This is a genomic window from Pseudomonas sp. KNUC1026 (genome assembly GCF_021650705.1).
GTDB lineage: Bacteria > Pseudomonadota > Gammaproteobacteria > Pseudomonadales > Pseudomonadaceae > Aquipseudomonas.
Genome location: NZ_CP087138.1, coordinates 301,958 through 323,605, shown reverse-complemented (window position 1 = coordinate 323,605; position 21,648 = coordinate 301,958). Strand labels below are relative to the sequence as shown.

General features: G+C 63.7%; 15 protein-coding genes. 7 read left to right on the top strand and 8 right to left on the bottom strand.

Annotated elements, in window-relative coordinates:
- Positions 1–2 precede the first annotated feature (2 nt).
- Positions 3–815 carry a type III secretion system export apparatus subunit SctT gene (sctT, locus tag LN139_RS01170; RefSeq protein ID WP_236358071.1) on the top strand — a complete coding sequence of 271 codons (813 nt, stop codon included), beginning with the start codon at positions 3–5 and terminating at the stop codon, positions 813–815.
- 2 nt (positions 816–817) lie between these two features.
- On the top strand, positions 818–1,864 hold the full coding sequence (locus LN139_RS01165) for an EscU/YscU/HrcU family type III secretion system export apparatus switch protein (RefSeq protein ID WP_236358069.1): 1,047 nt from the start codon (positions 818–820) through the stop codon (positions 1,862–1,864).
- Positions 1,865–1,867: 3 nt separating this feature from the next.
- On the opposite strand, the gene LN139_RS01160 is transcribed toward LN139_RS01165, so the two are convergent.
- Positions 1,868–4,648: an ATP-binding protein gene (locus LN139_RS01160; protein WP_236358067.1), complete on the bottom strand. Its 2,781-nt coding sequence runs from the start codon at positions 4,646–4,648 to the stop codon at positions 1,868–1,870.
- Between the two features lie 1,051 nt (positions 4,649–5,699).
- Between LN139_RS01160 and LN139_RS01155 the strand changes: the two genes are divergently transcribed.
- Positions 5,700–7,130, top strand: a complete 1,431-nt coding sequence (locus LN139_RS01155; RefSeq protein ID WP_236360197.1) for an MDR family MFS transporter — start codon at positions 5,700–5,702, stop codon at positions 7,128–7,130.
- A gap of 30 nt (positions 7,131–7,160) precedes the next feature.
- On the opposite strand, the gene LN139_RS01150 is transcribed toward LN139_RS01155, so the two are convergent.
- Positions 7,161–7,835 carry a TetR family transcriptional regulator gene (locus LN139_RS01150; protein ID WP_236358065.1) on the bottom strand — a complete coding sequence of 225 codons (675 nt, stop codon included), beginning with the start codon at positions 7,833–7,835 and terminating at the stop codon, positions 7,161–7,163.
- Positions 7,836–8,089: 254 nt separating this feature from the next.
- Between LN139_RS01150 and LN139_RS01145 the strand changes: the two genes are divergently transcribed.
- The 3 genes from LN139_RS01145 to adeC are packed head-to-tail and all read left to right on the top strand — an operon-like array spanning position 8,090 to position 13,824.
- Positions 8,090–9,217: an efflux RND transporter periplasmic adaptor subunit gene (locus tag LN139_RS01145; RefSeq protein WP_236358063.1), complete on the top strand. Its 1,128-nt coding sequence runs from the start codon at positions 8,090–8,092 to the stop codon at positions 9,215–9,217.
- A 3-nt stretch (positions 9,218–9,220) separates the two neighbouring features.
- Positions 9,221–12,376, top strand: coding sequence for an efflux RND transporter permease subunit (locus tag LN139_RS01140; protein WP_236358061.1), 3,156 nt, complete (start codon positions 9,221–9,223; stop codon positions 12,374–12,376).
- Entirely contained in the window at positions 12,373–13,824 is a 1,452-nt protein-coding gene (gene adeC / locus LN139_RS01135) for an AdeC/AdeK/OprM family multidrug efflux complex outer membrane factor (protein WP_236358059.1), read from the top strand. Before LN139_RS01140 ends, adeC begins: the two co-directional genes overlap by 4 nt.
- Before the next feature lie 246 nt (positions 13,825–14,070).
- Here adeC and ilvC read toward each other — a convergent pair whose 3' ends face one another.
- The 3 genes from ilvC to LN139_RS01120 are packed head-to-tail and all read right to left on the bottom strand — an operon-like array spanning position 14,071 to position 17,361.
- A complete protein-coding gene (gene ilvC / locus LN139_RS01130; RefSeq protein WP_236358058.1) occupies positions 14,071–15,087 on the bottom strand; it encodes a ketol-acid reductoisomerase in 1,017 nt (338 codons plus the stop codon).
- 56 nt (positions 15,088–15,143) lie between these two features.
- On the bottom strand, positions 15,144–15,635 hold the full coding sequence (ilvN, locus tag LN139_RS01125; protein WP_236358055.1) for an acetolactate synthase small subunit: 492 nt from the start codon (positions 15,633–15,635) through the stop codon (positions 15,144–15,146).
- 1 nt (position 15,636) lies between these two features.
- Entirely contained in the window at positions 15,637–17,361 is a 1,725-nt protein-coding gene (locus LN139_RS01120) for an acetolactate synthase 3 large subunit (RefSeq protein ID WP_236358053.1), read from the bottom strand.
- A gap of 357 nt (positions 17,362–17,718) precedes the next feature.
- On the opposite strand from LN139_RS01120, the gene LN139_RS01115 reads away from it, so the two are divergent.
- Positions 17,719–18,177 (top strand): DUF4124 domain-containing protein, encoded by a 459-nt coding sequence (locus LN139_RS01115; RefSeq protein ID WP_236358050.1) that lies wholly within the window; start codon positions 17,719–17,721, stop codon positions 18,175–18,177.
- On the opposite strand, the gene LN139_RS01110 is transcribed toward LN139_RS01115, so the two are convergent.
- The 3 genes from LN139_RS01110 to mrcB are packed head-to-tail and all read right to left on the bottom strand — an operon-like array spanning position 18,178 to position 21,594.
- Complete coding sequence (locus LN139_RS01110; protein ID WP_236358048.1) at positions 18,178–18,501, bottom strand: YqcC family protein; 324 nt, start codon at positions 18,499–18,501, stop codon at positions 18,178–18,180.
- Positions 18,501–19,250, bottom strand: coding sequence for a tetratricopeptide repeat protein (locus tag LN139_RS01105; protein ID WP_236358046.1), 750 nt, complete (start codon positions 19,248–19,250; stop codon positions 18,501–18,503). The genes LN139_RS01110 and LN139_RS01105 overlap by 1 nt, the downstream gene beginning before the upstream one ends.
- Positions 19,251–19,266: 16 nt before the next feature.
- Positions 19,267–21,594, bottom strand: coding sequence for a penicillin-binding protein 1B (gene mrcB / locus LN139_RS01100; RefSeq protein ID WP_236358044.1), 2,328 nt, complete (start codon positions 21,592–21,594; stop codon positions 19,267–19,269).
- Positions 21,595–21,648: the final 54 nt, after the last annotated feature.

The following is a 21,648-nucleotide window of genomic DNA, read 5'->3' as shown; positions in this document are numbered from 1 at the left end:
CGATGGACACAGCGTTCGCTACCGCCTTCGTCGAGGTCGCCTACCCGGTGATCAGCTCTGCGGCTCTGGCCTGCGCCCGCGCCACGGGGCTGGTGCTGGTGACGCCGGCCTTCAACCGGCTGGGCCTGACCGGAATGCTGCGCGCCTGTGTGGCGGTGGCGATCTCGGTGCCGATGTTCTTTCCGATCTACGAAGGCTTCACCGCCTTGAGCGAGCACGGCAGCATTTTCATCGCCGGCCTGCTGATCAAGGAAATGCTCATCGGCGTGCTGGTGGGGCTGCTGTTCGGCATCCCGTTCTGGGCCGCCGAAGTGGCCGGCGAGCTGGTCGACCTGCAGCGCGGCTCGACCATGGCGCAGCTTGTGGACCCGCTGGGCTCGAACGAGTCGGGGGTGATGGCCACGTTGCTGGTGGTGACCATCGTGGCGCTGTTTTTCATGTCCGGCGGGTTCATCCTGATGGTCGACGGCTACTACCACAGCTACCAGCTGTGGCCGGCCATGGCCTTCACGCCGATCTTCGCCGAGCATGCGCTCACCGCGGTGCTGTCGATTCTCGACCAGGTGATGCACGTGGGGGTGTTGATGGTCGCGCCGCTGGTGATCGCGCTGCTGGCCACAGACCTGATGCTGGCCTACCTCTCGCGCATGGCCTCGAACTTCCACATCTTCGACCTCTCGCTGCCGGTGAAGAACCTGTTCTTCACCCTGCTGATGGTGGTGTACATCGCCTTCCTCATACCGGTGATGCTCGACCAGCTCGGTGAATTCCGCGCCACCGTCGAGTTTCTGAAAACCCTGGCCGGCGAGGGCTGAGCATGGCTGATACCAGCGAAGAGAAATCCCAGCCGGCAACCAAGAAAAAGCTCAAGGAAGCGCGCGAAAAGGGCCAGGTCGCCAAAAGCCAGGACATGGTCTCAGGCGTGGTGATCCTGCTGTGTACCTTGTGCATTTCGGTGGTGGAACCGCGCGCCCGGGCGCAGGTGAGCGCGCTGCTGGAGCTGACCGCGCAGATCTACGTGCAGCCGTTCGCCCAGGTGTGGCCACAGGTGCTTGCGACCGCCGAAAGCCTGTTGCTGAGCCTGACCCTGCCGGTGGTGGCGGTGACGGTAGGCGCGGTGGTGCTGACCAACGTGACCACCATGCAGGGCTTTGTGTTTTCCGGCGAGCCGATCAAGCCCGAGTTCAAGCGCATCAACCCGGCCGAGGGCTTCAAGCGGATCTTCGCCATGCGCAACCTGGTGGAGTTTCTCAAGGGGCTGGTCAAGGTCGGCGGCCTGGCGGTGGCGTTCTACGTGATCGGCCGCGGCGCGCTGCAAGCGCTGATGGAATCGTCACGCTGCGGCCCGGGCTGCATCGAGTCGACCTTCTACCTGGTGCTCAAGCCGCTGATGTTCACGGTGATCGCGGCCTTCCTGCTGCTGGGCGGCGTCGACGTGCTGATGCAGCGCTGGCTGTTCAACCGCGACATGAAGATGACCCACTCCGAGCAAAAACGGGAGCGCAAGGACCAGGACGGCGACCCGCTGATCAAGCGCGCACGCAATCGGCAGCGCCAGGAGATGGGCGCTACCAGCGGCCGCACCGGCATCGGCCAGGCTTCGATCCTGCTGGGCAGCGAGGGCGGCTGGCTGATCGGCATCCGCTATGTGCGGGGCGACACGCCAGTGCCGGTGGTGGTGTGCCGCGCAGCTCCGGAAGAAGGCCCCGCCATGCTGGAGCAGGCTGCGGCACTGGGCGTGCCGCAGGTTCACGCACCGGTGCTGGCGGCCGAAATCGCCCGCCGCACTGTCGCCGGTGAGCCGGTGCCGGAACACACCTTCCAGGCGGTGGCCGACATTCTCGTCGCCGCGCGCCTGATCTGACCCTCAGTGGGCTGCGATGCCCAACGGCGGCAAGGCGTCACCGCGGGTCGCCAGCGACCACACCCGCTGCTCCCAGAAGCGTGCGCCCTGGCTTTGCGCCACGGCCTTAGCTTGCGCCAGCAGTGCCTGGGCCTCGGCCATCGCCACACCACCTTGGGCTTGCAGCACCAGCGCCGCCTTGGCGCGCAAAAGCTCGGCCAGGTACCAGTTTTCGCCACGCGCCTGCACTTGCTCAAGCGCCTGTTCCAACGCATCCAGGCCCCATTGCGGCAAGCCTTGGGCGCCCAGTGCCTGCGCGTATTCGCAGGCGAACAGGCTGTACAGCGGCGTGCTGTGCTGCTCACGCAAGGTGGCCAGCAGCTCACCCAGGCGCGTCAGCATGGCTTCGCTGTGCTGTTCGCGCAGGCTTACCACGCATTCGAAACACTGGGTATGGCGCCACCACAGCGGCAGTTCCTGGCTGGCAATGCTGCTTTGCATCTGCCGCAGGTAGTGCCGCGCGGTGCTGACATGGCCACGCATCAGGCTGACCGGCAGCGCGCTGTAGCACAGGCAATACCACAAGGTCGCCGGGTGGTTGAGGCTCACGGCGTCGCCCACCAGTTGCTCGACGGTGGCCTGGGCTTGCTCGCCGTTGCCTTCGATCAGTTGAATCAAGGCTTTAAGGGCGCGTGCGGCGAGGCGCTGGTCGAAGTGCAGGTCGATGATGTGCGAGCGCGGGGCGAAGTGCGAACTGAGGGCTTCGCCGATGGCCTGGCGTGCGCCGGCCAAGTCACCCAGGTAGAAGCGCGGCACCGCTTGCATGCGGCGGGCCACCAACTGCCGGTCGAGCGCCTGTTCACGCTGGCTGAGTGCGCCGTACTGGTCGGCCAGCGCAACGGCCGCCGCCGGGTCGTTGCAGCAGACCCGGTCGTTCCACAGGCCCCACAGCGCGCGCAGCTGATGCTGGCTGTCGCCCAGGGCAGTGGCGTCATCCAGCACCGCCTGCCAGGCTTCGCGCACCGCCGCGCCACCGCCATGAGTGAGGGTCAGGATGCTGGCACGGAACGTTTGCAACACCATCGCCTTGGGCCGGGCGCCGGTTGCCAGGCTCGCCGCGAGCAGGCCGCGCTCGATCCAGCCCTGGCATTCGCCCAACAGCGACAGGCGCAGCCACAAGGGTGCGCTGTGCAGGGTGAGCTCGATGCCTAGCAGCCCATCACCCTGCTCGGCGAACGCCCACTGCAGGGCATTGCGCACGTTGTCGATCTCAGGCCCGTAACAACCCAGCCATTTGCCGGGGCTCAAACGGTCGAGGCAGGCCAGTGCCTCGCCGAGGCGCTGGAGCATGTATTGCGCGTGGCGCAGGCCGATGCGCGCGGCTTCGCCCGCCTCTTCGAGTTTGTAGTGGGCATACAGCCGGGTGGTTTCGAGCAGGCTGTAGCGTTTGCCATGGCTGTGCTCGAAGGCGCCGAGCAGGGATTTGCCCACCAGGCTTTCCAGCAGAGGCGCCAGATCGTGGCTGCCGCTGTCGGCAACCGCACCGGCGGCTTCCAGGCTGAAGCCAGGGCTTAGCACTGAGAGCTGGCGAAGCAGCGCCTGCTCAGGGGCGCTGAGCATGCCGTAGGTCCAATCCAGGGTGGCGCTCAAGGTGCGGTGGCGAGCGAGCCCGGTGCGCCGGCCGGTCATCTGCAGGCGGAAGCTGCTGTCGAGCAGGCTCACCAGCTCGCGTACACCAAAGGTACGCACACGGGCGGCAGCGATCTCCAGGGCCAGGGCGTTTCCGTCGAGCTTGCGGCAGATCGAGCACACTGCCTCGATGTCGGCGGCTTGCAGCACGAAATCCGGGTCGTGGGTGGCAACGCGCTTGATGAACAGCTCAACGGCAGGCCAGGCCAGCGCCTGGGCCGGGGTCAGCCGCTCGCCGGCCGGCGGCATTGCCAGCGGGCCAAGGGCTTGCAGGTACTCGCCCTGCGCGTGCAAAGGCTCACGGCTGGCCACCAGCACGCGGTATTGCGGCCCCTGATTGAGCAAGGTCTCGATGGCTTCGGCCAGGTCGTCGAGCACGTGCTCGCAGTTATCCAGCACCAGCAGAAACCGGCCTTCGGACGGGCCGAGCTGGCGCAGCGGATGGTCGCCCAGTGCACTGACGCCCAATGCGTTGGCGAGCATGCCCTGCACCTGCTGGCGGCTGACCGCCGCCGCCAGGTCAACGAATGCCACGCCCAGCTCGAAGCCCGGCGCGACCTGGTTGGCCACCGCCAGCACCGCCGTGGTCTTGCCGCCGCCCCCGGGGCCGATCAGGGTGACGAAACGGCGCCGTTGCAGTTGCTCACGCAGCGCTTGAAGCGCGCCTTCGCGGCCGATCACCCGGGTGGCCACATTCGGCAGCGCCGCGGCCACTGCCGGCAGCGCTGCCGGTGGGGCGGCGGGCAAAGCGTTATGCACGGGGGCGACGAAGCGATAGCCGCGCCCCGGCACGGTGACGATATAGCTGAACTCGTCACTCTCGCCCAGCGCCCGACGCAGGGCTACGACCTGGGCGCGCAGGTTGCACTCCTCCACCACTGCGCGTGGCCATACCAGCGCCAGCAGCTCGTTTTTCTCGACCAGTTCTCCCGGCCGTGTCGCCAGCGCTGCCAACAGGCTCAATGCGCGGCTGCCCAGTGCCACGGGCTGGTTGTCCCGCAGTAGCACCTGCTGTTGCGGGTAAAGCAGGAAGGGGCCGAAGCGCAGGCCCACCTCGCCATCCATCGGGCCGTGAGCGGCCACCTCGTTTTGCAAGCCAATGCTGATAGGTGTCATGAATGAACCTTTTTGCTTGAGGTTTTCTCAGCAGCGACTGCTGCGTCGCAGGCCTTTGCCCGGGCGAGTCGCCTCTTCATGTGCATGGAGCGATCAGGCGCGCCTGGCGCCTGCTGGATTGCGTTCTACGGGCGGGCCACCGTCCGGGGAGGGGGTTGCCCCGAATGACAGGGAAGGATGGACCTTGTTCAACCACGCATCATCTTTTTGTATTTTTTTGCGCATCACTTCGCATTCCTTCCAGGCTATGCACCACAGTTGGGCAACTTTACCCGCGCACATCCAAGAGTGTGGGAGGCTATCGGAAAGTTGTTACTGAAAGTTTGCAAGTGATGTGCCATTGAGCAGTGAAAGGAAAATTCTCAATACTGTGAAACATCTAGATACACGCGGGACGCTGATTACAGAGGAAATTTTGATCGAAATGCCGAATATCTCCCATCTACACGTTCGGAAAGCCGAATTTTGTAGAACAACTTACTCCACACTTCTCATAGGTCTATTGGCACCAAACAGCTGTTTGAAAGTTGAATGATTTCATATGGCCAGCAACGTAATCCATTACATTATTTTGCACTCAAACCAATATTTTTATGTGATTCGAGTGCGCGCGCATATGCCTGCGGTCCTTATCAAAGAGTGGCATTGAGCCACAACGGTATATGCCGCCGACTCAGCCGTGGCTACGCTTCCTATTGACGAGTCAAGTCAACGGCCAGTGCCTTTGGATATTGGCCTGGGAGGTACGTCAGATGCACACAATCACAAGAAAATGCGTTGCAGCCGTCTCGATCGCGGCCCTGATGGCACTGTATGCCGGCGCCGCGTGGCGAGCTGAACAGATGCGGATGCAGGGCCCGAATGGCGCGAGCTGCGCCTATGCCCAGTGCGTGCCGCAATCGGCGTCGTTCAGCGCCATGCGATGACCCATCGCTAGGCCGCGTGGAACGTTAGCAGGCTATCGGATAGACTGGCCGCCCGCCCCGCCGAGCGCAGCCTTACCGTGACCGATACCCACGCCCCTGCTTTGCGCTCGATTCTCACGGCGCTGATGCTCGCCATCTTTCTGGGTGCGCTGGATCAGACCATCGTGGCCGTGTCGATGCCGGCTATTTCGGCGCAGTTCAGCAATCTGGGACTGCTGGCATGGGTGATCGCCGGCTATATGGTCGCGATGACCGTCGCAACGCCCATCTACGGCAAGCTTGGCGACCTGTACGGGCGCCGCCGGATGATCCTCTTCGGCACCGGGCTGTTCATTCTGGCTTCGTTGTTCTGCGGCCTTGCGCAAAGCATGGAGCAGCTGGTGCTCGCCCGCGTCGTTCAGGGCATAGGCGCGGGCGGCATGGTCTCGGTGAGCCAGGCAATCATTGGTGATGTGGTGCCGCCCCGCGAGCGCGGGCGCTATCAGGGGTACTTCAGCAGCATGTATGCAGCGGCCAGTGTCATCGGCCCGGTCGCAGGCGGTTACCTCACTCAATACTGGTCGTGGCGTGGGGTGTTCTGGATCAACCTGCCGCTGGGCATTTTCGGCTGGCTGTACATGCGCCGCACACTGGCGGGGCTCAGCACGCCACAGCGCAAGGCGCAGGTCGACTACGGCGGGGCAGCGTTGATGATCATCGGGCTGGCTTCTTTGTTGCTCGCCATCACTATGATTGGCCAGGGCGCCCACACCACCGAGTCTGCAACGCTCACTTTGCTCGGGCTTTCGGTGCTGGCCCTTGTACTGTTCATCTGGCATGAGCGGCGTTTCCATGAGCCGCTGCTGCCACTTCACCTGTTCGCCGAACGCTCTGCGGTGCTGTGCTGGTGCACGGTGTTCTGCACGGCCTTCCAGGCCATTTCGCTCACCATGTTGATGCCTTTACGCTACCAGGTGGTGGCCGGGGCCGGCGCCGACAGCGCCGCGCTGCACATGCTGCCGCTGGCCATGGGGCTGCCGCTGGGGGCATTTTTCGGAGGCCGCCATACGGCTCGCAGTGGGCGCTTCAAGCCGGTGATCCTGGCAGGCGCTGTGCTGATGCCGCTGATGATCCTGGGCCTTGCGTTCACCCCACCTCAGGCCGCTGTACTAAGCACGCTGTTCATGGTGGGCACGGGGATAGCCTGCGGGTTGCAGTTCCCTACCTCACTGGTGGGCGCGCAGAATGCCGCGCAGGTCAAGGACATCGGCGTATCTACCAGCACCACCAACCTCTTCCGATCACTCGGCGGGGCTGTGGGTGTGGCATGCATGTCGGCGCTGCTGCTGGCGTTGCTGCACGCCGCGCATCTGGGCGGGGCGGCAGAGGCTCTGGGCGAAGGCACTGGCAACCTGCTGCTCGATGCGCTGAATGCAGCTCAAGGCCCCGCGCGGGACGCGCTGCGCCTGCAACTGCAAGGGGTTTTCCAACACCTGCTGTTCGCCAGTGCGGCAGTCGCCCTGCTGGGCCTTGCTGCGGCGCTGGCGTTGCCCGACCGGCAACTGCGGGGCCGCTGAGGCGGCGGTAAACTTTTATTTAACCGCTCATTAAGGTAATGGCGGGATAGTATTGGCCTGTTGAATGTGTTGCCCGTGGCGCATGGCCGGGCTCAGCCTGAGCATGTCCATCAGGCCATCGACGATACGCACGGCGTTTTCTGCCAAGGGCTGGCTGTCTGGTAACAAAAGCCATTGGCCGATATGGCCGTCGATATAGGCATGCATGGCCAGCGATGCGTGGCGGGTATCGAGGTCGGCCGGCAGTTGGCCGCGCTGCACGGCGTTATGCAGTGAACGCTCGATGCGCACCTTGCACTCGGCGCTGATCTGCACACGCTGCTGGCGCAGGTCACACATCTCGTCGGTGAATTCACACTTATGGAAGAGGATTTCGTTGATGCGTCGGGTTTTCGGGTCTGTTGCAATCTGCCGAAACAATTTAACCAGCAGTTGGTGCATGCAGCCCAGCGGGTCGAGTTCGTCCTCGTTTTCAGCAGCGCTGGCCAGTTCGTCGAGCGGCTCGCTCAGGCTGTCGAACATGGCCTGCACCAGATCGGCCTTGTTGCTGAAATGCCAGTAGATCGCGCCACGCGTAACGCCCGCGAGCACGGCGATATCGTTCAGCGTGGTATGCGCCATGCCCTTTTCGTAAAAGGCCTTTTCAGCAGCCTGGAGTATCTGCTGGCGGGTTTCCAGGGCTTCTTCTTTGGTGCGGCGAACCATGGCAGGGCAACCTCGACGGTACATCGCGCGGCGAGCCTTGCAAGGCGCCGTGCGCAGAAGCCGGGCTGGTTATCGTTAGCAGTGCCCGGCGTGGCTATGGCCCGTTGCAGAGGGCCGGATTCATTAGGCGAAGGCTGTTTACAAACAGTCGCGAATGTAAGTATATTCGATAGCAAGCTACATATCTAGCAACAGACTTTCTGCCGTCTTTCCACTCTTGAGCGTCTTGCGCGTACACGCCCCCGAGGATTTCCATGCAATTCAAGCCAGCCGTTCCCGCTTTGGTATCCGCCATAGCCCTGGCCACGCTGCTCAGTGGCTGCAACAAGGAACAAGCCGCCGCCCCGGCTGCCCAGGTTCCCCAGGTGGGGGTCGTGACCCTGCAACCCAAAACCGTAAGCCTCTCCAACGAGCTGCCCGGGCGCACCAGCGCGTTCCGGGCCGCCGAGGTGCGCCCGCAGGTCGATGGGATCATCCTCAAACGCCTGTTCACCGAGGGCTCTGAGATCAAGGCCGGGCAGCAGTTGTATCAGATCGATCCGTCGACCTACGAGGCAGCCCTTTCCAGTGCCCAGGCCAGCGTCGAGCAGTACCGCTCGCTGACCGGGCGCTATCGCCAGTTGATCGATGAACAGGCCGTGAGCCGGCAGGAATACGACACGGCACGCGCCCAGCAGATGCAGGCAGAGGCGACGGTGAAAAACGCGCAGATCAACCTGCGCTACACCAAGGTGCTGGCGCCGATCAGCGGCCGCATCGGCCGTTCTGCAGTGACCGAGGGCGCGCTGGTTTCCAATGGCCAGGCCACCGCGCTTGCGACCATCCAGCAGCTGGACCCGATCTACGTGGACGTCACCCAGTCGTACACCGACATGCTCAAGCTGCGCCGCGCGCTGGAAAACGGCCAGTTACAGAAGGCAGGTGCCAACGCGGCCAAGGTGAACCTCAAACTCGAAGACGGCAGCAAGTACCCGCTGGACGGCACGCTGGAGTTTTCCGAAGTGTCGGTCGACGAGACCACCGGCTCAGTGACCCTGCGCGCCAAGTTCCCGAATCCGGACCACCTGCTGCTGCCGGGCATGTTCGTGCATGCCACGCTGCCTGCCGGCATCGCCCAGGAGGCCATCATGGCACCGCAGGTGGGCGTAAGCCGTGACCTGAAAGGCAACCCGACCGCCATGGTGGTGACTGCCGACAACAAGGTCGAGCAGCGCCCGCTCAAGGCCAGCCGCACCATCGGCAACGAGGTGCTGGTCGAAAGCGGCCTGAAGGCTGGCGACAAGATCATCGTCGAGGGCTTGCAGTACGTGAAGCCGGGCGCACAGGTGAACCCGCACGAAGCCAAAGCCAACCCGGCCGACGCCAGCGCCAAATCGGAGTAAACCATGTCGAAGTTTTTCATCGATAGGCCCATCTTCGCGTGGGTGCTGGCACTGGTGATCATGTTGGTGGGGACGCTGTCGATCCTCAACCTGCCGATCAACCAGTACCCGGCCATCGCGCCGCCGGCCATCGCTATCCAGGTCAGCTACCCGGGCGCTTCGGCGCAGACCGTGCAGGACACCGTGGTGCAGGTCATCGAACAGCAGATGAACGGCATCGACAACCTGCGCTACATCTCTTCGGAGAGTAACGCCGACGGCAGCATGACCATCACCGTCACCTTCAACCAGGGCACCAACCCCGATATCGCCCAGGTGCAGGTGCAGAACAAGCTCAACCTGGCCACCCCGCTGCTGCCGCAGGAAGTGCAGCAGCAGGGCCTGCGCGTGACCAAGGCGGTGAAGAACTTCCTGATGGTCATCGGCCTGGTGTCCACCGACGGCAAGCTGGGCAAGGAAGACTTGTCCAACTACATCGTTTCGAACATCCAGGACCAGATTTCGCGGACCCCAGGCGTGGGCGACTTCCAGGTGTTCGGTGCGCAGTACGCCATGCGCATCTGGCTCGACCCGGCCAAGCTGAACCAGTTCCAGCTCACCCCGGTGGACGTGACCACTGCCGTGAGCGCACAGAACGTGCAGATTTCCTCCGGCTCGCTGGGTGGGCTGCCGGCGGTCAAGGGCACCGTGTTCAACGCCACCATGATCGGCAAGACCCGCCTGCAGACCTCCGAGCAGTTCGGCAACATCCTGCTGAAGGTCAACACCGATGGCTCGCAGGTGCGCCTGCGTGACGTTGCCGACATCAGCCTGGGCGGTGAAAACTACAGCATCGATGCGCAGTTCAACGGCAAGCCCGCCTCTGGCCTGGCGATCAAGCTGGCCACCGGCGCCAACGCGCTGGACACTGCCAAGGCGATCCGCGCCACCATCGAACGCCTCAAGCCGTTCTTCCCTGAAGGTGTGGACGCGGTCTACCCGTACGACACCACCCCGGTGGTGACCGAGTCGATCAGCGGCGTGGTTCACACTCTGGGCGAGGCGATCGTGCTGGTGTTTCTGGTGATGCTGCTGTTCCTGCAGAACCTGCGCGCCACCATCATCACCACCATGACCGTTCCGGTGGTGCTGCTGGGTACCTTCGGTATCCTCGCGGCCGCCGGCTTCACCATCAACACCCTGACCATGTTCGGCATGATCCTGGCGATCGGCCTGCTGGTGGACGACGCCATTGTGGTGGTGGAAAACGTCGAGCGGGTGATGGCCGAGGAGCATTTATCGCCCAAGGAAGCCACGCGCAAGTCCATGGACCAGATCCAGGGTGCGCTGGTGGGTATCGCCCTGGTGCTTTCGGCAGTGCTGCTGCCGATGGCCTTCTTCGGCGGCTCCACCGGGGTGATCTATCGCCAGTTCTCCATCACCATCGTCTCGGCCATGGCGCTGTCGGTATTCGTGGCACTGGTGTTCACCCCTGCCCTTTGCGCCACCTTGCTCAAGCCGATCGACGAGCAGAAGCACGGCCAGCCCAAGCGCGGCTTCTTCGGCTGGTTCAACCGCAGCTTCGATGCCACTGTGCGTGGCTATGAGCGCGGCGTGGGCCGGATCATCAAGCACAAGGTGCCCGCGTTCGTGGTGTACCTGATCATCATCGCCGGCATGATGTGGCTGTTCACCCGCATCCCCACCTCCTTCCTGCCCGACGAAGACCAGGGCGTGATCTTCACCCAGGTGCAGACCCCGCCCAACAGTTCGGCCGAAACCACTCAGGCGGTGCTCGACCGCATGCGTACCTTCCTGCTCGACGGCGACAAGGGCGAAGGCAAGGCGGTCAACTCGGTGTTCACGGTCAACGGCTTCAACTTCGCCGGCCGCGGCCAGAGCTCGGGCCTGGCGTTCGTGATGCTCAAGCCCTGGGGTGAGCGCGACAGCGACAACACCGTGTTCAGCGTGGCCCAGCGTGCGCAGGCGCACTTCTTCGGCTACCGCGATGCGATGGTATTCGCCGTGGTGCCGCCGTCGGTGCTGGAGCTGGGTAACGCCACCGGTTTCGACTTCTACCTGCAGGACCAGGCCGGCGTGGGCCATGAAAAGCTCATGGAGGCTCGCAACCAATTCCTCGGCCTGGCCGCGCAAAGCAAGGTGCTGGCCGGTGTGCGCCCCAACGGCCTTGCCGACGAGCCGCAATACCACCTGACCATCGACGACGAGCGCGCCAGCGCCCTGGGCCTGTCGCTGTCGGACATCAACACCACCCTGTCGGTGGCCTTCGGTTCGCGTTACGTCAACGACTTCATCGACCGTGGCCGGGTGAAGAAGGTCTACGTGCAAGGCCGCGCCGAAGCGCGGATGAAGCCCGAAGACCTGGACAAGTGGTACGTGCGCAACAGCACCGGCAAGATGGTGCCGTTCTCCGCCTTCTCCAGCGGCGAGTGGATCTACGGTTCGCCCAAGCTTTCGCGCTACAACGGCGTGGCGGCCGAGGAAGTGCTGGGTACGCCAGCACCTGGCTACAGCTCGGGCCAGGCCATGGCCGAGGTCGAGCGCCTGGCCAAGGAATTGCCCCAGGGTGTGGGCTTGTCCTGGACGGGGCTGTCGTACGAGGAACGGCTCTCCGGCTCGCAAGCACCGATGCTGTACGCGCTGTCGATCCTGGTGGTGTTCCTGTGCCTGGCGGCGCTGTATGAAAGCTGGTCGATCCCCATCGCGGTCATTCTGGTAGTGCCGCTGGGCGTGATCGGTGCGCTGATGGCCACCAGCTTGCGCGGGCTTTCCAATGACGTGTTCTTCCAGGTGGGCTTGCTGGTCACGGTGGGCCTGGCGGCGAAGAACGCGATCCTGATCGTGGAATTCGCCAAGGAGCTGCACGAGCAGGGCCGCACCCTGTTCGAGGCCGCCGTGGAGGCCTGCCGCATGCGCTTGCGGCCGATCGTGATGACGTCCATGGCATTCGTGCTCGGCGTGGTGCCGCTGGCCATCTCCACCGGCGCAGGCTCCGGCAGCCAGCACGCCATTGGCACCGGTGTAATTGGCGGTATGATCACCGCCACGATTCTGGCGATCTTCTGGGTCCCGATGTTCTTCGTTACCGTTTCGTCCCTCTTCAAAGGCAACCGAATGAAGCAGGATGAAGCGCCTTCCCGCGACGAGGCTGGTCAATGAGCAAGTCCCTGATATCCCTGGCGGTGGCCGCAGCCGTGCTGAGCGGCTGCTCGCTGATCCCCGACTACGAGCGCCCGCAAGCCCCGGTCGCCGCGCAATACCCGCAAGGGCCGGCCTACTCGGCGGCCAATGCACCGGCACAGGCTGCGGCCGAGCAAGGCTGGCGTGAGTTCTTCCGCGACCCTGCGTTGCGGGAGCTGATCCAGACCGCCTTGAGCAACAACCGCGATCTGCGTGTCGCGGCGCTGAACGTCGATGCCTATCGGGCGCAGTACCGCATTCAGCGGGCTGACCTGTTCCCAGGCGTCAACGCCAACGCCACCGGCACTCGCCAGCGCACGCCGGCAGATCTCTCACGCACCGGCCAAGCGGGGATTTCCAGCCAGTACGACGTGAACCTGGGCATCAGTTCCTATGAGCTCGACCTGTTCGGCCGCGTCCGCAGCTTGAGCCAGCAAGCCCTGCAGACCTACTTCGCCAGCGAAGAAGGCCGGCGCAGCACGCAGATCAGCCTGGTGGCGAGCGTGGCCAATGCCTACCTCACCTGGCAGGCCGACCGCGAGCTGCTCAAGCTGACCCAGGACACCCTGGCCGCGTATGAAGAAAGCCTGCGCCTGACTACCCGCAGCAACGAAGTGGGTGTGTCGTCGGCGCTGGACCTTTCGCAGGCGCGGACCTCGGTCGAGAGCGCCAAGGCGAGCCTGTCGGCCTACCAGCGCCTTGTGGCGCAGGACGAGAACGCGCTGGTTCTGCTGCTCGGTACCGGCCTGCCGGCCAACCTGCCAGCGCCGCAACCGCTGGCCAGCGACATGCTCGCCGAAGTACCGGCCGGCTTGCCCTCCGACCTGCTCACCCGCCGGCCGGACATTCTCCAGGCCGAGTATTCGCTCAAGGCGTCCAACGCCAGCATCGGTGCTGCGCGGGCAGCGTTCTTCCCGCGCATCAGCCTGACCGCCAGCGCAGGGACCTCCAGTGCTGCGCTGGACGGCCTGTTCAAGGGCGGCTCGGGCAGCTGGGCGTTCAGCCCGTCGATCAGCCTGCCGATCTTCACTGCCGGCGAGCTGCGCGCGAGCCTGGACTACGCGAAGATCCAGAAGGACATCAACGTCGCCAACTACGAGAAGGCCATTCAGACTGCCTTTCAGGAAGTGTCCGACGGCCTCACCGCACGCAAGACCTGGACTGACCAGATGCAGGCCCAGAACGACCTGGTCAAGGCCAGCCAGGACTACCAGCGCCTGGCCGAGCGCCGTTACCGGATCGGCGTAGACAGCAACCTGACGTTCCTCGACGCCCAGCGTTCGTTGTTCAGCGCGCAGCAGACGTTGATCAGCGACCGCCTGGCGCAGCTCAGTGCAGAGGTGAACCTGTATCGGGCGCTGGGTGGCGGGTGGTATGAGACCGCTGCGCAGGCCAAAGGCCAGCCCGGGGAGGCGAACAAGGGCTGATGCCCTCAGGTCGCGCGGCAAGCCGCCCTCCCACCTGGTTTAGATCTGTGGCAGGCCGGCTCGTCGGGTGACACCCGCCCAATGGGTCGAAATCCGTGGGAGGCCGGCTTGCCGGGCGACACTCCCACTGTGTCGAAATCTGTGGGAGGCCGGCTTGCCGGGCGCCGTATAAGGGACGCCGTGGCACATTCCCAAAATAAAAAAACGCGGCCTGGGCCGCGTTTTTTTATGGGAGCTGAACCGCTATCAGTTCTTGCTCTTGTCGACGATCTTGTTCTTGGCGATCCAAGGCATCATCGAGCGCAGTTGCTCACCGATCACTTCGATGCCGTGGGCAGCATTGTTGCGGCGGCGGGCAGTCATCGATGGGTAGTTGGAAGCGCCTTCGGCGATGAACATCTTCGCGTATTCACCGTCCTGGATGCGCTTGAGTGCATTGCGCATGGCCTGGCGGGATTCGGCGTTGATGACTTCAGGGCCGGTGACGTACTCACCGTACTCGGCGTTGTTGGAGATCGAGTAGTTCATGTTGGCGATGCCGCCTTCGTACATGAGGTCGACGATCAGCTTGAGCTCGTGCAGGCACTCGAAGTAGGCCATTTCAGGCGCGTAGCCGGCTTCGACCAGAGTTTCGAAGCCAGCCTTGACCAGCTCGACCGCGCCACCGCACAGAACGGCCTGCTCGCCGAACAGGTCGGTTTCGGTCTCGTCCTTGAAGGTGGTTTCGATGATGCCGGTACGGCCACCGCCAACGCCTGCGGCGTACGACAGTGCGACGTTCTTGGCGTTGCCCGAAGCGTCCTGGTAAACGGCGATCAGGTCAGGGATGCCGCCGCCTTTGACGAACTCGGAGCGCACGGTGTGGCCCGGGGCTTTCGGCGCGATCATGATCACGTCGAGGTCAGCGCGCGGCACGACCTGGTTGTAGTGGATCGAGAAGCCGTGGGAGAAGGCCAGGGTGGCGCCCTTCTTCAGGTTCGGCTCGACCTCTTCCTTGTACAGGCGGCCCTGGAACTCGTCCGGGGTCAGGATCATGACGAAATCGGCGGCAGCGACAGCGCTGGCCACGTCAGTGACTTTCAGGCCATGCGCTTCGGCCTTGGCAACGGTCGGGGAGCCTTTGCGCAGGCCGACAGTGACGTCCACGCCCGAATCTTTCAGGTTGCACGCCTGGGCATGGCCTTGCGAGCCGTAGCCGATGATGGCGACTTTCTTGCCCTGGATGATCGACAGGTCGCAGTCTTTGTCGTAGGAAACTTTCATGAAATACCCCTGGTTTTATCTGGGCCGCTGGCGGCCATCTGCAAAATGAAAAAAGTTCAGATGCTCAGAACCTTGTCGCCGCGCGCAATGCCGGTCACGCCGCTGCGCACGGTTTCCAGGATCGACGCGGTGCCGACCGCCTGGATGAAGCTGTCGAGCTTGTCGCTGGTGCCGGTGAGCTGCACGGTATACACACTGCTGGTGACGTCGACGATCTGCCCGCGGAAGATATCCGTGGTGCGCTTGACCTCGGCGCGCTGGGCGCCAGTGGCCTTGATCTTGACGAGCATCAGCTCACGCTCGATGTGCGCGCTTTCCGACAGGTCCACCAGCTTGACCACCTCCACCAGCTTGTTGAGGTTCTTGGTGATCTGTTCGATGGTTTCATCGTGGCCGATGGTGGTGAGCGTCAGGCGCGACAGGGTCGGGTCTTCGGTCGGGGCCACGGTCAGGCTTTCGATGTTGTAGTTGCGCTGGGAGAACAGGCCGACCACGCGAGACAGCGCACCGGGTTCGTTTTCCAGCAGCAGGGAAATGATATGCCGCATCTCAGGTACGCTCCGTCTTGCTCAGCCACATGTCACGCATCGCGCCGTCCTTGATCTGCATCGGATAGACGTGCTCGCTGATGTCTATCGCGATGTCGAGAAACACCAGGCGGTCCTTCATGGCGAAGGCTTCGGCCATCATCGGCTTGAGGTCTTCGAGCCGGGTGATGCGCATGCCCACGTGGCCATAGGCCTCGGCGAGCTTGACGAAGTCGGGCAGCGATTCCATGTAGGAGTGCGAGTGGCGGCTGCTGTAGTTCATGTCCTGCCATTGGCGAACCATGCCCAACACGCCGTTGTTCAGGTTGACGATCTTCACCGGCAAGCCGTACTGCATGCAGGTGGACAGCTCCTGAATGTTCATCTGGATGCTGCCTTCGCCAGTGACGCAGGCCACGTCGTCATCCGGGAAGTTCAGCTTCACGCCCATGGCCGCCGGGAAACCGAAGCCCATGGTGCCCAGGCCGCCGGAGTTGATCCAGCGGTTGGGCTTGTTGAAGCGGTAGTACTGCGAAGCGAACATCTGGTGCTGGCCGACGTCGGAGCTGACGAACGCATCGCCGCCGGTGACTTCCCAGAGGGTTTCGATCACGGTCTGCGGCTTGATGACGCTGCCATCGCCCTTGTCGTAGGGGAACAGGCCGCGGTCACCGCGCCACTCCTCGATCTGCTTCCACCACGCCGCAACGGTTTCCTTGTTCGGCGCCTGGCCGATCTCCTTCAGCGTGGCGACCATCTCGGCCAGCACGCTGTCGACCGGGCCCACGATCGGAACGTCGGCCTTGATGGTCTTGGAGATCGACGCAGGGTCGATGTCGATGTGGATGATCTTGGCGTTGGGGCAGAACTTGGAAGCGCCGTTGATCACGCGGTCATCGAAGCGTGCACCCACGGCCAGGATCACATCGGCATGGTGCATGCTGAGGTTGGCGGTGTAGCTGCCGTGCATGCCGAGCATGCCGACGAACTGGCGGTCACTGCCGGGGTAAGAGCCCAGGCCCATCAGGGTGTTGGTGACCGGCACGTCGAGCAGTTGGGCAAGCTCGGTCAAGGCCGCCGAGCCGCCACCCAGCACCACGCCGCCACCGGCGTAGATGATCGGGCGCTTGGCACCGAGCAACATCTCGCTGGCCTTGCGGATCTGCCCGGAGTGGCCGCGCACGGCAGGTGAATAGGAACGCAGCTTGACCTTTTTCGGGTAGATGTATTCGTACTTCTCGCCCGGGGTGGTCATGTCCTTGGGGATATCGACCACGACCGGGCCAGGGCGGCCGGACTCGGCCAGGTAGAAGGCCTTCTTGAGTACTTCGGGGATTTCCGACGGGTGCTTGATCATGAAGCTGTGCTTCACGATCGGGCGCGAGATACCGATCATGTCGGTTTCCTGGAAGGCATCGGTGCCTACCACGGTGCTCGGCACCTGCCCGGACAGCACCACCATCGGAATCGAATCCATGTAAGCGGTTGCAATGCCGGTAATGGCGTTGGTAGCGCCAGGGCCGGAAGTCACCAGCACCACGCCGGCCTTGCCGGTGGCACGGGCATAGCCGTCGGCCATATGGGTTGCGGCCTGCTCGTGGCGCACGAGAATGTGCGACACCTCGGGCTCCTTGAACAGCGCGTCGTAAACATGAAGAAGAGCACCACCCGGGTACCCGTAGATATGCTTGACGCCTTCGTCACGCAGGAAGCGGACGATCATCTCACCGCCGGATAACAGCTCCACGTTGTTCACCTCTGAAACGCCAGAATACCGCTCGTCGCGAGCGGGTCTTGATAGGTTTACTGCCAAGCAGAGCATGAGCGACCGTGGTCGCCGACTACGTCAGCTACTGACTGAGCAAGTATCGGGAGCGCTCCATGGTGTTGCGGAGCTATCCCACCCAGCGCGAGGTAACGCGTTAAGGGGTGAAGCAGGTCGGCGCGGGTATGCGCCTCATGATCTGCTGAGTGGGCCTGCTTCTGGCAGCCCCTGCACAGCGGACTTGGGATTGTTGTGAATCGCCACAGGCAAGTCAAGCCGTACGTGGCTTTTCTTCAGGTGTGATAGCATTTTTGGCAGGTTAATTCTTTTGGAGCCTTTATGCGCATCAAATCACTCATCGCGGTAGCGGTTTTGGTGGCAAGCTCATCGGCCGGTGCGGCCCAGATCTACAAGTGGACCGATGCCCAGGGCGTGCAGCATTTCGACACCCAGCCGCCACCCGGCCAACAGGCGAAACCGGTGCAGATAAACACCCCTGCCCCAGCTACCCCTGCTGGCGAGGAAGGCGAAGATACCGCGCCTGCCCGCCCCAGTGGCAACGGCGGCGACGCCGCACAACGGCAGGCTGATGCGGCAGCCAAGGCCGAAGCGAACGACCAGCAGCGGCAGATCGACGACTATTGCAAACAGGCCCGGGAGAACCTCGCGCGGCTACGCAACAACCCGCGCCTGAGCATGACCACCGAAGAGGGTGAGGTGCGGCGCATGACGCAACAGGATCGTGACACCCAGATCGCTACAACCCAGAAAGGAATCAACGACAATTGCCAGAATTGATCAGCCCTGAGTGATCAAGGCATCGAAGGCTTCGAGTTGCTGGCGCAAGGCTGCAGTTTCAGGCCGCGCCTGCCAGGCCATTTCGGCCATGGGCAGGATGCCAGAAGTATTGGGCAGGGGCTGGGCCTGCTCCAGAATGTGCTTCATGCGCACCAGGAAGATCCACTGTAACCACTGGTGAAAATCCAGGGTATCCACGCAGAAGGGCTCCTGGCTCGCCAGTTGTTCCGGCGCCGGCGGCACCTCCTCCCACCAACCCAGCAGCCGCAGCTCACGCTCGATGAGCAGCAACTGGTCGGCCAGCTGCGGCAGCCGGGCGTCCATCAACGCGCGGCCTGGGCTTGCTGGCGAGCCTGTGCGGCGCCTGCGGCATCACCCTGCTTCTCACGGGCCTGGGCGATGGTTTCATCGAGGCTTGCCTGCAAATCGGGGCGCCCGCCCGCATACGTCAACGCGCGGCGCGAGAGCTGCTCGGCCTGGGCGGCATCGCCTTGGGCCAGGCGTACCTGAGCCAGGCGGAACAGCACCTGAGGTTCGCGCGGGGCGATACGCTGGGCGCGCTCCAGGCTCGACGAGGCGCCGTTGAGGTCGCCGCCGCCCTGCTGCTGCTGGGCGGTGGTCAGCAGCGCGAGCACCGGGCCGTCCAACTGCTCATCGGCAGAGAGCCCGCCAGCGCTGCCGCTGCTGCGCGGGATACCCGACGGTGCGCTCGGGGCGCTGTAACTGCCGGCGTTCGAGGTGGCAGGAACAGGGGCCTGGGCCGGCGCACTGCTGCTGCCGAAGCCAGGCCCCGTGCTAAAACCCGGGCCGGTACTCATTGGCGCGCTGGGCGTGATCGGCTGCGAGCTACCGCCCTGGGGCACCATCACCTGGGCGCCGGACTCCTCCGGTGCGACCTGCGGCTGCGCCACCGGAGCCTGCCGGTAGGTGGCATTGCCGCGGTTGGCCGCCACGCGCTCACCATTGGACACTGCCTGGCTCTGGTCCACCACCGGGATCGAGCCGCGTTGCACACTGGCGCAGCCATGCAGCAGCGCCACGGAACTCAGTACAGGTAACCACCACTTTTTCACGAAAAATCCTCGAGGTTCAGTTCAGCCAGCCTTTGATCCAGTCCATCACCGGCGCAGCCGGAGTGGATTCGGGGCCAGCACCACAGGCAGCGCCCTGGGCCGGTTCGCTGCCGCGAATATAAGGCATCTGCACCGCATCCGGACAACCCTCGGCCGAGCCCTCACCAGTGCGTGCATTGATCCAGGCGTTGATCACATTACCCGGCATCGGCGTATCCAGGGGCAATGGGTCGACCTTTTTCATGAAGCTGGTCCAGATTTGCAGGGAGCCAGTTGCGCCGGTGAACGGTGTCTTGCCGTTGTCGTCGCGGCCCATCCACACCACTGCCAGAGTGTCCTGGCCGAACCCTGCGAACCAGCTGTCGCGCGAGTCGTTGGTGGTGCCGGTCTTGCCCGCCAGGTTCAGCGACGGCGACAGCACGTTGTACACCGAGCGCCCGGTACCCTCGCGCATCACCCGTTGCATGGCGCTTTGCAGCAGGTAGATCGCGCCACTGTCGAAACGTTGCTGCACCTGGAACGGGTAGCGCTTGAGCGGCTGGCCTTCGGCAGTGAGCACACTGCGGATAGCGCGCATCGGCGTGTTGAAGCCGCCGTTGGCGATGGTCTGGTACATTGTCGCCACTTGCAGCGGCGACATGCCGCCAGCGCCCAGCAGCATCGAAGGATAGGCCGGCCAGTCGATGTCCACGCCCAGCTTGTGGATGGTGTCGAAGACCTTGGGCACACCCATGTCCAGGCCCAGGCGAGCCGTGGAAAGGTTCAGCGAATGCGCCAGGCCCTGGTACAGGAAGATGGTGCCATTGGAGTTGCGCTCGTAGTTCTGCGGCGTCCACACCTGCCCATCAGCGCCCTTGACCGAGAACGGCTCGTCCTTGATCCAGGTGGTGAGGGTGTATTTGTCCGGCTGTTGCAACGCGGTGAGGTACACCGACGGTTTGACCAACGAACCGATCGGGCGCACGGCGTCGAGTGCTCGGTTGAATCCGGCGAAGCCCGGCACACGGCTGCCGACGATGGCCTGCACCTCGCCGCTTTCAGGGTTGGTGACCACCATCGACGACTCGATCTGATCCACACCCTTGCGCCCCTTGAACCGTTGGAAGGTGTCGAGGATCGCGCCTTCGGCTTTCATCTGCAGGATCGGGTCGAAGCTTGTGAAGATACGCAGGCCCTCTTCGGTCAGGTCTTCGTCGCGGTAGTCGTCGCGCAGCTGGCGCTTGACCAGGTCGACGAAGGCCGGGAAGGAGCTGTCGCCCAGGCTGCCCTGCTGGGTGACGCCGAGCGGCATCTTCTTGGCCGCTGCGACCACCTCAGGGCTGGCCACCCCCTGCTCTTGGAGCAGGTCAAGCACCAGATTGCGCCGCTCCATCGCACGCTCGGGATAACGGCGCGGATTGTAGTAGGAAGGCCCTTTGACCATGCCCACCAGCAACGCCACCTGATGCAGCTTGAGCTCGGACAGCGGCTGGCCGAAGAAGAACTGGCTGGCAAGGCCAAAGCCGTGCACCGCACGCTGGCCATCCTGGCCGACGAACACCTCGTTCAGGTACGCCTCGAGGATTTCGCGCTTGGAGTAGTGCATCTCCAGCAGCACCGCCATCATGGCCTCGGTGACCTTGCGGGTAACGCTGCGCTCGTTGGTGAGGTAGAAGTTTTTCACCAGCTGCTGAGTGAGCGTACTGCCACCCTGGCGCATACGCCCGGAACTGGCGTTGACCCACATCGCACGCACAATGCCCTTGGGCGAAACGCCGAAGTGGTGATAGAAGTCACGATCCTCGACCGCCACCAGCGTATCGAGCAGGTACGGGGGCACCTGGTCGATCTTGATCAGGATGCGGTCTTCGAGGTTCTTGGGGTAGATGCCGCCGATCATCAGCGGCTCGAGGCGCGCGACAGGCAGCTTCTCGCCGCCAGCGCCGTCGACCTGGGCGACGAAGTCACCAGAGAAACGCACCCGCACCTGGCGCGCAGGTTCCAGGCCCTCATAGAACTGGAAGCCTCGAGTGTTCAGCACCACGGTGCCGCCATTGACAGCGGCATCGCCCGGCCCGGCCACGCTGCTGACGCGGCGGTAGCCCAGGGCGTCGAGCTCGGTGAGGAAATCCTTTTGCGCCAGCTTTTGCCCAGCGAACAGCTCCAGCGGCCGAGCATAGACCTTGGCCGGAATGCTCCAGCGCTTGCCGGCGAATTTTTCCTGGACGATGGCATCGAGGTAAACGGCAAAGCCTGCGAGCACTACCAGGCCCACGAGGCTGAGCTTCAAGGCCCAGCCCAGCCAGGTGCGCAGGCGGCTGGGGGCGTTTTTCTTGGACTTGCGAGGGGATCGGGTACGGGTCATGGCGGCGGATTATACGCACATTGCCAAGGTGCCGGACAGACGCTTGCAGGCCTC